The organism is Brevibacterium sp. HMSC08F02 (genome assembly GCF_001807555.1).
GTDB lineage: Bacteria > Actinomycetota > Actinomycetes > Actinomycetales > Brevibacteriaceae > Brevibacterium > Brevibacterium ravenspurgense.
In genome coordinates this window covers 1-13,058 of record NZ_KV789346.1, presented here as the reverse complement: position 1 = coordinate 13,058, position 13,058 = coordinate 1, and the positions used below count along the sequence as shown (strand labels likewise).

At 63.5% G+C, this 13,058-nt stretch carries 11 protein-coding genes, 1 tRNA gene and 1 pseudogene; 6 read left to right on the top strand and 7 right to left on the bottom strand.

The genetic code is table 11. From position 1 onward, the window contains the following. Nucleotides 1–73 precede the first annotated feature (73 nt). From HMPREF3172_RS02895 to HMPREF3172_RS02885, 3 genes are all read right to left on the bottom strand, one after another. Nucleotides 74–1,048, bottom strand: a complete 975-nt coding sequence (locus tag HMPREF3172_RS02895; RefSeq protein WP_019175683.1) for a ribose-phosphate diphosphokinase — start codon at nucleotides 1,046–1,048, stop codon at nucleotides 74–76. After that, entirely contained in the window at nucleotides 1,045–2,493 is a 1,449-nt protein-coding gene (glmU, locus tag HMPREF3172_RS02890) for a bifunctional UDP-N-acetylglucosamine diphosphorylase/glucosamine-1-phosphate N-acetyltransferase GlmU (protein WP_070515285.1), read from the bottom strand. Before glmU ends, HMPREF3172_RS02895 begins: the two co-directional genes overlap by 4 nt. Before the next feature lie 41 nt (nucleotides 2,494–2,534). Further along, nucleotides 2,535–2,606, bottom strand: a tRNA-Gln gene (locus tag HMPREF3172_RS02885). 75 nt (nucleotides 2,607–2,681) lie between these two features. On the opposite strand from HMPREF3172_RS02885, the gene HMPREF3172_RS02880 reads away from it, so the two are divergent. Both HMPREF3172_RS02880 and pcrA read left to right on the top strand, forming a co-directional pair. After that, complete coding sequence (locus HMPREF3172_RS02880) at nucleotides 2,682–3,086, top strand: hypothetical protein (protein ID WP_019175685.1); 405 nt, start codon at nucleotides 2,682–2,684, stop codon at nucleotides 3,084–3,086. Between the two features lie 118 nt (nucleotides 3,087–3,204). Next, a complete protein-coding gene (gene pcrA / locus HMPREF3172_RS02875) occupies nucleotides 3,205–5,598 on the top strand; it encodes a DNA helicase PcrA (RefSeq protein ID WP_070515283.1) in 2,394 nt (797 codons plus the stop codon). Nucleotides 5,599–5,607: 9 nt separating this feature from the next. On the opposite strand, the gene HMPREF3172_RS02870 is transcribed toward pcrA, so the two are convergent. The 3 genes from HMPREF3172_RS02870 to purN are packed head-to-tail and all read right to left on the bottom strand — an operon-like array spanning nucleotide 5,608 to nucleotide 8,170. Further along, nucleotides 5,608–5,967 (bottom strand): hypothetical protein, encoded by a 360-nt coding sequence (locus HMPREF3172_RS02870; protein ID WP_070515281.1) that lies wholly within the window; start codon nucleotides 5,965–5,967, stop codon nucleotides 5,608–5,610. 21 nt (nucleotides 5,968–5,988) lie between these two features. Then, nucleotides 5,989–7,539, bottom strand: coding sequence for a bifunctional phosphoribosylaminoimidazolecarboxamide formyltransferase/IMP cyclohydrolase (gene purH, locus HMPREF3172_RS02865; protein ID WP_070515279.1), 1,551 nt, complete (start codon nucleotides 7,537–7,539; stop codon nucleotides 5,989–5,991). Nucleotides 7,540–7,561: 22 nt separating this feature from the next. Then, nucleotides 7,562–8,170, bottom strand: a complete 609-nt coding sequence (purN, locus tag HMPREF3172_RS02860) for a phosphoribosylglycinamide formyltransferase (RefSeq protein WP_070515277.1) — start codon at nucleotides 8,168–8,170, stop codon at nucleotides 7,562–7,564. A 217-nt stretch (nucleotides 8,171–8,387) separates the two neighbouring features. Between purN and HMPREF3172_RS10260 the strand changes: the two genes are divergently transcribed. The 3 genes from HMPREF3172_RS10260 (at nucleotide 8,388) to HMPREF3172_RS02845 (ending at nucleotide 9,940) form a co-directional block, all read left to right on the top strand. Next, nucleotides 8,388–8,750 carry a Cd(II)/Pb(II)-sensing metalloregulatory transcriptional regulator CmtR gene (locus HMPREF3172_RS10260; RefSeq protein WP_081499761.1) on the top strand — a complete coding sequence of 121 codons (363 nt, stop codon included), beginning with the start codon at nucleotides 8,388–8,390 and terminating at the stop codon, nucleotides 8,748–8,750. Continuing rightward, nucleotides 8,747–9,346 (top strand): cadmium resistance transporter, encoded by a 600-nt coding sequence (locus HMPREF3172_RS02850; RefSeq protein ID WP_070515275.1) that lies wholly within the window; start codon nucleotides 8,747–8,749, stop codon nucleotides 9,344–9,346. The genes HMPREF3172_RS10260 and HMPREF3172_RS02850 overlap by 4 nt, the downstream gene beginning before the upstream one ends. Nucleotides 9,347–9,487: 141 nt before the next feature. Then, nucleotides 9,488–9,940 carry a hypothetical protein gene (locus tag HMPREF3172_RS02845; RefSeq protein WP_062019630.1) on the top strand — a complete coding sequence of 151 codons (453 nt, stop codon included), beginning with the start codon at nucleotides 9,488–9,490 and terminating at the stop codon, nucleotides 9,938–9,940. Nucleotides 9,941–9,955: 15 nt separating this feature from the next. Here HMPREF3172_RS02845 and HMPREF3172_RS02840 read toward each other — a convergent pair whose 3' ends face one another. Next, nucleotides 9,956–11,131 (bottom strand): cell division protein PerM, encoded by a 1,176-nt coding sequence (locus HMPREF3172_RS02840; RefSeq protein ID WP_070515272.1) that lies wholly within the window; start codon nucleotides 11,129–11,131, stop codon nucleotides 9,956–9,958. A 122-nt stretch (nucleotides 11,132–11,253) separates the two neighbouring features. Here HMPREF3172_RS02840 and HMPREF3172_RS10735 point away from each other — a divergent pair. Continuing rightward, nucleotides 11,254–13,058, top strand: a pseudogene (locus HMPREF3172_RS10735) (hypothetical protein); the annotation flags it as partial.

Here is a 13,058-nt window from a genome sequence, read left to right as displayed (position 1 = left end):
CGCCCCGCCCACGGCAGAAATGCCGCGAACGGGGCGAGTGCGAAAGCTCTGGCGCTCAGCGCCCAAGCCTGCCTCAGATGTCGAACAGGCTGGTGACGGATCCGTCTTCAAAGACTTCGTGGACTGCGCGCGCCAGAAGCGGTGCGATCGACAGTTCGGTGAGCTTGCCGAACTTCTTGTCGTCTTCGATCGGCAGGGTGTTGGTCACGATGACCTCTTCTGCGCAGGAGTTCTCCAGGCGCTCAACCGCCGGGCCGGAGAACACGGCGTGGGTGGCGACGATGATGACGCCCTTAGCGCCGGCGTTCATGCACGCGTCAGCCGCCTGGACGATCGTGCCGCCGGTGTCGATCATGTCGTCGACGAGCACGCACATGCGGCCTTCGACATCACCGACCACGCGGTTGGCCTTGGATTCGTTCGGACGGTCGATGTCACGGGTCTTGTGGATGAAGGCCAGCGGCACACCGCCGAGCGCTTCCGACCAGTTCTCTGCGACCTTGATGCGGCCGGCGTCCGGGGAAACAACCGCCAGGCTGCTGTCGCCGTAGTTGTCCTTGACGTAGCCGGCCAGGGTCGGCAGGGCAACGAGGTGGTCGACGGGGCCGTCGAAGAAGCCCTGGATCTGGGAGGTGTGCAGGTCGACCGTGATGATGCGGTCAGCACCGGCGGTGCGGAAGAGGTCGGCCATGAGGCGGGCGGAGATCGGTTCGCGGCCGCGGTGCTTCTTGTCCTGACGGGCGTACGGGAAGAACGGGGCGATCACGGTGATGCGCTTGGCGGATGCGCGCTTGAGCGCGTCGAGCATGATGAGCTGCTCCATGACCCATTCGTTGATGGGCGTGCAGTGCGACTGCAGAACGAACACGTCGCTGCCGCGCACGGACTCGGAGTAGCGCACGTAGATCTCACCGTTGGCAAACGGCCGGATTTCGGTTTCCAGCAGTTCCGTGCCGAGGTTCTCGGCGACATCGGCGGCCAGTTCCGGGTGCGAACGCCCCGTAACCAGGACGAGTTTCTTTTCGCCGGTAGTTGTAATCTCGTTCACTTGCCCTCAGACTCCTTAGCGCGCTCTGCGGCTTCTGCTGCTGCTGTTCCGGGTCGGTTCTTCTGAACCCACCCCTCGATGTTCTTCTGTTCAGCGTAGGTGATGGCCAGTGACCCCGCGGGAACGTCCTTGCGGATGACGGTGCCGGCGCCCGAATAGGCGCCGTCGCCGACGGTCACCGGTGCGATGAACATCGTGTCCGAACCGGTGCGGCAGTGGGAGCCGACAACAGTGCGGTGTTTGGTCTGTCCGTCGTAGTTGACGAACACGGAGGAAGCTCCGATGTTGGAGTAATCGCCGATTTCGGCGTCCCCCACGTAGGTCAGGTGCGGCACCTTGGTGCCGGTCCCGATCTGCGCGTTCTTGGTTTCGACGAAGGTGCCGATCTTGCCGTCGGCACCCAGTTCCGTGCCGGGGCGCAGGTAGGCGAACGGACCGACCGAGGCGCCCTCACCGATCACCGCGAGCTCGCCGTGGGTGCGAATGACGCGGGCTCCTGCCTTCACCTCGGTGTCGGTGAGTGTGGTGTCCGGCCCGATCACGGCACCGGTGCCGATGTCGGTGGCTCCGTGCAGCTGAACGTTCGGCAGGATCGTGACGTCGGGGCTGAGTGAAACGTCAGAGTCGATCCACGTGGTTTCGGGGTCAACGACGGTCACGCCTTCGCGCATCCAGTGTTCGACGGTGCGGCGGTTGAGTTCGCGGCCCAGCTGGGCCAGCTGCACGCGGTCGTTGGCGCCCTCGACCTGCCACAGGTCATCCGTGACCATCGCAGCGACCGAAGAGCCCGCATCGCGAGCCAGGCCGATGACGTCGGTGAGGTACTTTTCGCCCTGCGCGTTGTCGGTGCTGACCTGCTCGAGGGAGGACCGCAGGACGCCCGCGTCAAAGGCGTAGATGCCGGAGTTGATTTCGGTGATCTTCCGCTGAGCGTCGTCGGCGTCTTTTTCTTCGACGATCTTCTCGAGCGCACCGGCGGCGTCGCGGATGATGCGACCGTAGCCGTGCGGGTTGTCCACGTGGGCAGACAGAACCGTGACGGCGTGGGAGTTCTCTTCGTGGAAGCGCACGAGGTCCGCAATCGTCTGCGAGGTCAGCAGCGGGACATCGCCGTAGGTGACGACGACAGTGCCGCGCAGGTCCTGCGGAAGCTGGGTGAGAGCGCATTCGGCGGCCCGGCCGGTGCCGGGCACGCTGTCCTGGTCGGCAACGATGATCGACTGTTCGACAGCCGCCGTCACCTGGTCGAGGTGGTCTGCCACGAGTTCGCGTTCATGGCGCAGCACAACCACGAGGTGTTCGGGAGCAACCCCGGCTGCCGCGCTGACCGCGTGGTGCAGGAGGGACCTCCCGCCGATCTGGTGCATCACCTTCGGTGTTGCGGACTTCATCCGGGTTCCGGCGCCTGCTGCCAGAACGATGACAGCTGCGGGATGGTCAGCCATGCTGCTCCTCGGTGTTGACTGCGTGCGGATTTCCGCTTCAGCTCCGCCCTTAGGATTCGAACCTAAACTGCACGGCTCCAAAGGCCGGCGTGCTGCCATTACACCAGGGCGGATCGATCCGACGTGGGATACGGCCCCGAGCTGGCCCGCTCAGGGTGCTCTCATATCTTGCCACTAGAATCTGGGCTATGGAAATCGTTCAGAATATCCTCGTTCTTCTTCACCTTATCGGCATGGCGATGATCGTCGGCGGCTACCTCGTCACGGTCAAAGCACCGCGAGTTCTGCCCGGTATGCTCCACGCGGCCGGCCTGCAGGTCGTCACCGGCATCCTGCTGTTCGGAATGCTCGAAATGCAGGGCAACCCGACCATGTCGCTGCGAGCAGGTGCTGGCATCAAGATCCTCCTGGGACTTGTTGCGCTCATCGTGTTCATCATCGGCAACAAGCGCGAAAAGGCTGCCGCACCCGCTGCCGGTGCCGACGTTGCCGCTGACGGCGCGGTCAAGACCGCTGCCCCGTCGGCCACTATGGCGCACATCGGCTTCGGCGCGGCTGTGCTCGCCGTGCTCGTCGCAGTCTTCACCCTCTGATTTCGTCGGACTGCAAGGGGCGCCGTGAGTACGGCGCCCCTTTTCTGTGCCTGTTCTCTGCGTCCGAATCGCACTCGCAGGCCCTGCGTCAGCCCCTCCTGCCATACTGGGAAGCACCATGAGCTCACCGTTCGATTTCCTCAATCCCCATGCTTCCGCTGCCGCCGAAGCCGCAGCCTCGCCGACCCCGGAATCCCCCGTCCCCGCAGACGGTTCGGTGCCTGCCGCCTCGGACCCGGAAGAGCTGCTGGCCGGACTCAATCCGCAGCAGCGCAAAGCCGCTGTGCACCAGGGCGGCCCTCTGCTGATCGTGGCCGGGGCGGGTTCGGGCAAAACTGCGGTGCTCACCCGCAGGATCGCCTACGCTCTGCGCACCGGACGGGCGCACCCCGGGCAGATCCTCGCCATCACATTCACCAACAAGGCAGCCCGGGAAATGCAGGAGCGCGTCGAACAGCTCATCGGCACGCAGGCCCGCGGCATGTGGATTTCGACCTTCCACTCGGCGTGCGTGCGCATTCTGCGCCGCGAAGCCAAAGCGCTGGGCCGCAGCTCGAACTTCACTATCTACGATTCCGCTGACTCGCTGCGGCTGATCACCCAGGTGGCTCGCGAACTCGACCTCGACACCAAGAAGTTCTCTCCGAAGTCACTCCAGCACCGCATTTCGAACGTCAAGAACGAACTCATCACGGCTGAGGACTTCGCCGCGCAATCAGCGAACAACCCGTATGACTCGACGATCGCGTCGGTGTACACCCGCTATCAGCAGCGGCTTGCCACGGCCAACGCCTTCGACTTCGACGACCTCATCATGGAAACCGTCCACATGCTCGGCGCGTTTCCGGAAATCGCGGCCAGCTATCGGGCGCGGTTCCGCCACATCCTCGTCGACGAATACCAAGACACGAACCCCGCGCAGTATCAGCTGGTCAGGGCGCTTGCGGGAACTGATTCGGACGACAACCCGGCCGAACTCACGGTCGTCGGCGATGCAGACCAGTCCATTTACGCTTTCCGCGGCGCCACGGTACGCAATATCGAAGAGTTCGAAGAGGACTTCCCGCAGGCAGCCACGGTTCTGCTCGAACAGAACTACCGGTCCACGCAGAACATCCTGTCAGCGGCCAACGCCGTCATCTCCAACAACGACGACCGTCGGGTCAAGCGCCTGTGGACGGACTCCGGCAGCGGTGATGTCATCACCGGCTGGGTTGCCGACAGCGAACAGTCAGAAGCGCAGTTCATCGTCGACCGCATTGACTCCGTCATGGACGACAAAGGCTTAAGCTACGGCGACTTCGCGGTCTTCTACAGGACCAACGCCCAGTCCCGGGCCATTGAAGACGCGCTTGTGCGCTCCGGCATCCCCTACCGGGTCGTCGGCGGCACCCGCTTCTACGAGCGCCGCGAAATCAAGGACGCGCTGGCCTATGTCCGCGTCATCGACAACCCGGATGACGACGTCAACCTCAGTCGCATCATCAACGTTCCCAAGCGCTCCATCGGAGATCGCTCCCTGGCGCTGCTGCAGGCCTTTGCCTCGCGCGAACAGATTTCCCTGTGGGCGGCCCTGCAGCGAGTCGACGAAGCCCCGGGCATGACATCCCGCACGCTCGGTCCGCTCAAGAAGTTCACGGTCCTCATGAACGACCTCATGACTTCAGCTGACGGTGCGCCGGCATCCCGCGTCATCGAATCCGTTTTGGAACAGACCGGCTACCTGGCTGAGCTGAGCGCCAGCTCGGATCCTCAGGACGAAGCCCGGGTCGACAACCTCGCCGAACTCGTTGCCGTGGCCGAAGACTTCCACGCGCAGCACCCGGAAAGCACTCTCGGAGACTTCCTTGAGCGGGTGTCGCTGACAGCGGATGCCGATTCGATTCCGGATGCCGAACTGGGCGAAGTCACCCTCATGACCCTGCACACGGCCAAGGGCCTCGAATTCCCGGTGGTGTTCCTCACCGGTCTGGAAGACGGCACGTTCCCCCACCAACGCTCTTTCTCCAACCCCACGGAACTGGCCGAAGAGCGCCGCTTGGCCTATGTCGGTCTGACCCGGGCCGAACGGAAGCTGTTCCTGTCCCGCGCTGAAACCCGCTCTATGTGGGGCCAGCCGCAATACAACCCGCCCAGCCGCTTCCTGGGCGAAATCCCGGAAGAGCTCATCAACTGGGAATCGACGGGCGCGCTGAGCCCCGCGGCAGCTGCCGAGCGCGAAGAATCACGTTCCGGTGCGCACGGATGGTCGGGCACTCTGGGCCGCAGCATGCGCTCAGGCCGGCCCAGCCAGTCCGCGGCGAGTGTTGGCCGCAGCTTCCCCAACCGCATTCGCCCCAATCGCGAAGCCGTTGTCGTCGAAACCGGGGACAAGGTTTCCCACGACTCCTTCGGGGTGGGAACGGTTCTCGAAGTCTCCGGAAGCGGCGACAAGGCAGTCGCGACGGTCGACTTCGGTTCAGAAGGCACCAAGCGCTTGCTCATGCGCTACGCGCCGGTCGAAAAGCTGTAACCGGTGCCGTCAGGTTGACGGCAGGGTCAAAGTCAGAAAAACCAGGAGGGCTGCGGCAAGCAGCGTCGACACAGCATCAGTGGCAGCGCTTCGGTTGACCCAGGTTTTCTGCCAGGAGCTCGGAACAATGCGCAGGAGCCCCACGGCGGAGATTGTCGCGGCGAGCATGATGCCGCCCACGCGAACGTTCACCAGTGCACCAACACAGGACAGCGCAATCCCGATGAGCGTGTACAGGAGAACCCAGTCGCGCCGCACCGGGTTGGAATAGCGGCGCTTCCAGTAGATCCACCGTTTGGAAATGGGCCCGCGGCCTCCCGTGCGAGCGCGGCTCGCACGGGAGGTTCGAGTTTTGCCGGCCTTAGCCATGTGTGCTCTGGCGACAGCCGATCAGTGGAAGAAGTGGCGGGTGCCGGTGAAGTACATCGAAATGCCCGCGGCCTCTGCAGCGGCGATGACCTCTTCGTCGCGAATCGAACCGCCGGGCTGAACGACAGCCTTGACACCGCCGTCGATGAGCACCTGCAGGCCGTCTGCGAACGGGAAGAACGCGTCGGATGCCGCAACCGAGCCCTGGGCACGTTCAGCACCTGCGCGCTCAACGGCGAGCTTCGCCGAGTCCACGCGGTTGACCTGGCCCATGCCCACGCCGACCGCGGCCCCGTTGGATGCCAGCAGGATCGCGTTGGACTTCACGGCCCTGCATGCGCGCCAAGCAAATTCGAGGTCGGCCAGTGTCTTGTCGTCAACGGGCTTGCCCGCTGCCAGTGTCCACTGGTCGGCGCGATCACCAGTTGCCTGCAGCGCATCGCGGTCCTGCACCAGCAGGCCTCCGCTGACCTGTCGGTACTCCATGGGCGGCACGTCGTAGCCGTCGATTTCCAGGATTCGCAGGTTCTTCTTGGTCTGTAGCAGCTCGAGAGCGTCGGCGTCGTAGCCCGGCGCAATGACGACTTCGGTGAAGATCGGCTTGATGGATTCGGCCGTGGCCAGGTCGACCGGACGGTTACACGCGATAACACCGCCGTAAGCGGACAGCGAGTCTGTGGCGTGGGCCAGGCGGTGTGCTTCGGCAATGGTGTCAGCCGTTGCGATGCCACACGGGTTGGCGTGCTTGATAATGGCCACGGCGGGGCCTTCGTGGTCGTAGGCGGCACGCAGCGCGGCGTCCGTGTCGACGTAGTTGTTGTACGACATTTCCTTGCCGCCGTGCTGCACGGCATTTGCGATGCCGCCGGTGCCGGGAGACGCGTAGACGGCCGCCTTCTGGTGCGGGTTTTCGCCGTAGCGCAGGTCGTTCTTCTTGTCAGCGGTCATGCCGAAGAAGTCCGGTTCGACGTCTTCGCTGCCCAGCTGCTGGCCAAACCAGGCGGCAACCGCGACATCGTATGCGGCGGTGTGTTCGAAAGCGGCCTTGGCAAGTTCACGGCGGGCAGCAAGATCAAAGCCACCGGAAGCTGCGGCTTCGATGACTTCGCCGTAGCGGGCCGGATCGGTTACAACGGCGACCGTGGGGTGGTTCTTTGCGGCTGCACGCACCATGGAGGGTCCGCCGATGTCGATCTGGTCGACAACGTCGTCGTAGCCGGCACCGGAGGCCACAGTTTCGACGAACGGGTAGAGGTTGACCACCACGAGGTCGAACTGTTCGACACCCAGCTGTTCCAGCTGGTCCATGTGGTCGGCCTTGCGGGAGTCGGCGAGGATGCCTGCGTGGACCTTCGGGTGGAGCGTTTTGACGCGCCCCTCGAGGCATTCGGGGAATCCGGTCAGCTGTTCGACCGGGGTTACGGACGCTCCTGCGGCTTCAATGCGCGCCGCGGTCGAACCGGTTGACACGATGTCGACGCCCTGGGCTGCCAGTCCGGCGGCCAGCTCTTCGAGTCCGGTCTTGTCATAGACGCTGATAAGTGCCCGTCGGATGGGACGCTGGTCGTTCACTCTGCTCCTCGGTCAGGTTGTTTCAGGAAGCCGACGGCGTGTACCCGGACACGTGCCGCCCACTCACCTCGATTGTGCTGTGCTCAAGAAAGCGCAGGAAGCGCACAAGTTCGCGGCGCTCAATTGTCTTGATTCTTTCATGCAGGGCGACTTCGTCTTCATCCGGTTCGATCGCGATCGGGAACTGCGCGATGATCGGGCCGGTGTCCACGCCCTCGTCAACCAGGTGGATGGTGGTCCCTGTGACTTTCGCCCCGTAGGCGATTGCGTCACGCACCCCGTGAGCGCCGGGGAAGGACGGCAGAAGAGCGGGGTGGGTGTTGATGATCCTGCCACCGAAGCGGGACACGAAAGCTGTTCCGAGGATCCGCATGAAGCCGGCCGAAACCACCCAGTCGGGGCGGTAGTCGGCAACAGTCTCAGTAAAAGCCTGGTCCCATGCCGCACGGTCGGTGTAGTCACGCGGATGTGCGCTGAAGACCTCAATGTCTGCTGCACGCGCCTTCTGTAGGACCGGTGCATCTGCCAGGTCTGAGCCGACGGCGACGATTTCGATGCCCGTGTCAGCAAGCCCGTCAATGACGGCTTGGACAAGAGAACCGGTGCCGGAGGCTAGGAGCAGTAGTCGCACATGCGGAATTATATGCCAGCGTTTGCATCAACCCCTATACGCCTTGGTCAGCTCCGGCACTCTATGTGGTGCATTTGGCCAGCAACAGAAGAGGTGAAAGCAGGCCACCACATGAAGCTGCGAAAAACCGCCGAGCAAAGTCAACAGCCGCATATACCTCTTGTCGTTCCCGTAAAATCTAGTTGCACTATTCAGTGGTTGCTGTATAGTTCACTACATGCTGACCAATTCTGCTCGTTTAGATGTCATGAACCGGTTGGGTCGAGCCATGGCCGATCCCACGCGATCCCGAATTTTATTAACGCTGTTGGAGGGGCCTGAATATCCGGCGGTCCTTGCCCACGCTCTGGACCTGACACGGTCTAATGTGTCCAACCACCTGGCCTGTCTGCGCGATTGTGGCATTGTGGTCGGCAAGCATCAGGGACGCCAAACCCGCTACGAGATCGCGGACCCACACTTGGCGCAGGCACTGACTGCCTTGGTGGACACGACCCTGGCCGTTGACGTAGCTGCCCCTTGCATTGATCCGGTCTGCACTGTTGCCGGTTGTGCTCATGATGAGGAGCTCAGCGCGTGATTTCTTCCATCGTGCAGGCGATTGGCCTGTTTATCGCCACCAACATTGATGACGTCGTCATCCTGTCTCTGTTTTTTGCCCGAGGCCAAGGACAACCAGGAACCACCCGCCGCATCCTGGTGGGACAATATCTAGGATTCCTGGGTATTTTAGGCGCTGCAGCAGCAGCAGCCTTTGGCGCCCAAATACTGCTGCCGGAAGCCATCCTGCCGTACTTTGGCCTGATTCCCCTGGGGTTGGGTCTCTGGGCGGCTTGGCAGGCCTGGCGAAATCGCGGCGAAGACGATGATGACGAAGCACAACTGGAAGGCAAACGCGTCTCGATCTGGGCCGTGGCGGCCGTGACCTTCGCCAACGGCGGCGACAATCTCGGCGTCTATGTGCCAGTGTTCGTCAGCGTCAGCTGGGGTGCAGTGCTGGCCTGCTGCATCGTCTTCTTAGTACTGGTGGCCGTCCTGGTGTTCCTGGCCAAATGGATCAGCTCAAGAAAACCTATTGCCGAAGCCCTGGAACGGTGGGAAGACATTCTCTTCCCAGCAGTGCTCATCGGGCTGGGCATCGTCATCCTCGTCAGCGGTGGAGCCTTCGGACTATAAGCAACCCACAGCACAGTTGAATCGCCCATGAGTGACAGACCCGCGCAAGACACTGTCCACCAGGTAGAGCAAATCTGAGCGGGGCGGACCGCCAAGCGGCCAGCAGCCACATCTGTCACGAGGTATGCCAAGATAGACAGCGTGACTCAACCCGACGCAGATACCCAGAAGCCGAAGAAGGATTCCGAGCAGCCCAGCCGCGCCGCCCAGCTTGGAACGACGCTCAGCATGCTCGTCATCGGCGGTCTCCTGGTGTCCATGCTCGGTGTTCCCATCAAGGTGGCGGCCGGCGTTCTCGCTGTTGCCGCCGTCGTTGTGGCCATCCGCTTCTTTGCCGCATCGAGCCGGGAGAACCGCCCCGCGTCGTGGTTCATCATGGGCGTCATCAGCATCATCGTGTCCGGCTACGTGGGCCTGGGCACTGTCGGCACCCTGCTCACCTACCCGGAGCAGGCGGATTACCAGGAGTGCGTCAGCTCAGCACTGACCGAACAGGCTTCAGCTTCGTGCACCTCGGAGTACAACACGGCGCTGAACGACAAATTCAAGAAGCTCACGGGCATCGACATGCCCGGCCTGGCTCCGCAGAACTGATTTCCTGCGCGCACTTCACTCAGCTTCGGAGTAGCGGTCGCGCAGCCACACCATTCCCGTACCGGCAAAGACAACGGCGCACGTGCCCAGGCCGGCGAGGAACATCATCGGCACAACGTCCACGCCGACTTCACTCAGCCCCCCCCCGCCGATGCCGCCGGAGAAGAACAGGCATAGAACGGCAAATCCGATGAGGATCTGCACGGAAGAGAACACGGCCGGCCACAGCTGAGCGGCTGACTGCCACGTGCTGCGCCCGATGACCGCGGCGGCTACCGCGGCAACCGGAATGAGTACGAGCAGACCAGCCCACGGGCCCGGATCAGGCGGGAACACGTACGCGATGGGGAACGGGGGCACAATGCCCTCGGCACCTTGGTATGCCGACAGTTCGACACCTCGGGCCAGGGCGACCCCGGCACCGGACGCCCAGGCAATTCCGGCCGCCCAGATGGTCGGCGCGTAGGCCAACTGGATCACGCCCAGTCCCACTGCGGCAGCAGTCGGCGATGAGTACGCGTCAAGAACCGCTGTCACTTCGCGGAAGCGGACGGCAATCAGGACGGCAAGAACGACATTCGAGCTGATGGCCAGTGCCGCGAAAACGCGTAGGGTCTGTCCACGCGACATACGCAGGGCTTCCAGCGCCGCTGATCCCATGTAGTCGCGGACGGCCTGGTTGATGAGCTCACCAGCCGGCCGCAGGGACACGAGCACGGGAACACTCACGAGTACGAAGACCCGGATGATACCCCGCAGGTCCGCGGCGGCGCCCCCGATGATCGCGGCGATGACGACCAGCACCGCAAAGATTCCGAAAACGGACGCCGCACCGATGATCTGCGAGCGCAGACGGTCACGGCCGTCTGTTTCGTCTTCAGCGTCTTCGGCTTCCAGCATCCGGCGCAGACGCGCACCGCTCCAGTAGATCGCAAAGAACAGAGCGAGGTTGGCTAGCGTCGGCGGCAGCGAAAGCACTGCCGAACCCAGCGGCACAGCAAGGCCGGCGGCTGCCGCGAGCCCGCGCATGGCCCACACGATGATGACCGAAGTGGGCATGAGATGTGCGGCGGCTATCGTCCAGGCGGCCGCACCCGACAGGAACGCAACGGCACCCACCACGATGACAGCCGGGAGTGCCGAGCGAATTGCGAGGAGGGGGATGCGAAGTCTGTGTGCCGAGGGGTCCATTGGTCCTATGTTGCACCAGCTTTGCCGCGGTTCCCAGCTTCCACGCGGAAAGAACGTGCAGACTGGGCCCAGCTGATAGATTGAGGCGCAGGCCTCACACAGTCAATGCGAAGAAGGAAGCAATGAGCAAGCCAACGCCCGAAGAAGGCAGCAACAGCTCGTCGTCTCCCGAGCCGAATACCGGCAGCGGACGGCCATCTGAAAAGCCGACACCTCCAAGCAGCTCTAAGAGCGGCTCTGGACAGCAGACTCCCGCACAGGCGCCGGGCGGCAGCGCGCCCACGCCGAAGCCCGCGGGCGGCCCTGTGCCGAGTGAGGACCAGCCCACCCAGGCGTTCAAACCGTTCCCCGGTGGCTCGCCCGCGCAGAAACCAGAGCAGAAGCCGGAACCGAAGCCTGCTCCTGAAGCCGCACAGGCAAAACCAGAGCAGAAGCCTGAACCGAAGCCGGCACCTGAAGCTGCGCAGAAGAAAGCCGAGCAGGCTGGCCCGCAGAAGCCTGCGGAATCTGGCAGCTCCAAGCCGGCGATGGGAACTCCCCGTGGCAGCGAAGACGCAAAGACCACGGTCCTTCCGCCCGCCGCCCCGCAGGGACCGGCACAGGCTCCTGGCCAGCAGCCCGGGCAGAAGCCCGGACAGCCGCAGGGACAGAACGACCCTCACTCCACCTCGTCCCCCTCTGGCCCCGCCGGTGACAACACCGCGGTCATGCCTCCCGTCCAGCAGCGCCCGGCCAGCGGACCCGGCGCGGGTGCCGCGGCAGGAGCAGCTGGTGCAGGTGCTGCCGCCGGTGCAGGCGCGGCCGCTGGAGCAGCGGGCGCTGGCAACACGGCACCTCCCCCAGGCCCCGGCGCTGGCCCGGCTTCAGGCCCGGGTGCGGGCACCCCAGCGGGTGCCGGCAGGACCACGGTTGCGGCCTCCCCGGTTCGCGAACGCCCCAAGAAGAAGTCCAACACGGCAGCGTGGCTTGTCCCTGTGATCGCAGCGTCCGTCGTGCTGATCCTGGTGATTGTCGGCGCCATCGCACACTTCATCATCAACCGCACCGTGTACGGTCCAGACGCCACCGCCGAAAAGTTCGTCGAAGCCCTCAACGAAGGAGACTTCGAAAAGGCGCGGTCCTTCGCGTCGTTCGATGTCCCCGAAGAGGCCTACACGGACCTCATCGACGACCCTAAGTACGCAAAGGCCGCCGCTGACACTCTGTCGGACGCCCAGGTGACTGCTTCGGAGCGCAACGGCGACGAAGCCAACATCACCGTCGGCTACAAGCAGGGCGGAGAAAATAAGCACATCAAGCTCACCGGCCACAAGGACGGAAAGCAGGGGCTCTTCTTCGACAAGTGGAAGCTCAACGCCCCCGACCTTGGCACCGTGAAGATCACCGCCCCGGCCGGAGCGAACGTCAAGATCAACGGCGAGGACTTCACGGCGTCGAACCCCGACACCGAGTACGCGGTGCTGCCCGGCACCTACGAAATCTCGACGGAAGGTTCGAAGTTCATCGAAGCGACTTCGGCAAAGGCCACGGTCGGCTTCGGCGGGGATGACGGCGGCGCAGAGCTCAAGGTCGACCCCAAGCCCACGAAGGCGCTCGGCACAGAAGTGCAGAAGGCAATCGATAAGCGCATCGACGACTGCAAGAAGGCCAAGGAGTTCGAAAAGGACGGCTGCGGCCCGATCAAGCTGCCGAAGAAAGCACAGAACACCAGCATCAAGCCCGAAAAGGACGTCAAACTGGACACCGTGTCGTGGAAGGTCAAGAACCCGAAGGTGTCAGCAAAGCTTGACGGAGGCAGCGGCAAGGGCACCTTCACCACCACTAAGAAGGGCGAAGCCACCTTCACGGCCGACTCCAAGAGCCGCGGCAAGAACGCATGGAAGCTGGCAAGCCCAGCACCGAGCTTGTCCATCTTGTTGACGAAGCA

Coding starts and splice junctions, on each gene's coding strand:
- glmU (WP_070515285.1), bottom strand. CDS start 2,493: ATGGCTGACCATCCCGCAGCTGTCATCGTTCTGGCAGCAGGCGCCGGA.
- HMPREF3172_RS02880 (WP_019175685.1), top strand. CDS start 2,682: ATGGAAATCGTTCAGAATATCCTCGTTCTTCTTCACCTTATCGGCATG.
- pcrA (WP_070515283.1), top strand. CDS start 3,205: ATGAGCTCACCGTTCGATTTCCTCAATCCCCATGCTTCCGCTGCCGCC.
- HMPREF3172_RS02870 (WP_070515281.1), bottom strand. CDS start 5,967: ATGGCTAAGGCCGGCAAAACTCGAACCTCCCGTGCGAGCCGCGCTCGC.
- HMPREF3172_RS10260 (WP_081499761.1), top strand. CDS start 8,388: ATGCTGACCAATTCTGCTCGTTTAGATGTCATGAACCGGTTGGGTCGA.
- HMPREF3172_RS02840 (WP_070515272.1), bottom strand. CDS start 11,131: ATGGACCCCTCGGCACACAGACTTCGCATCCCCCTCCTCGCAATTCGC.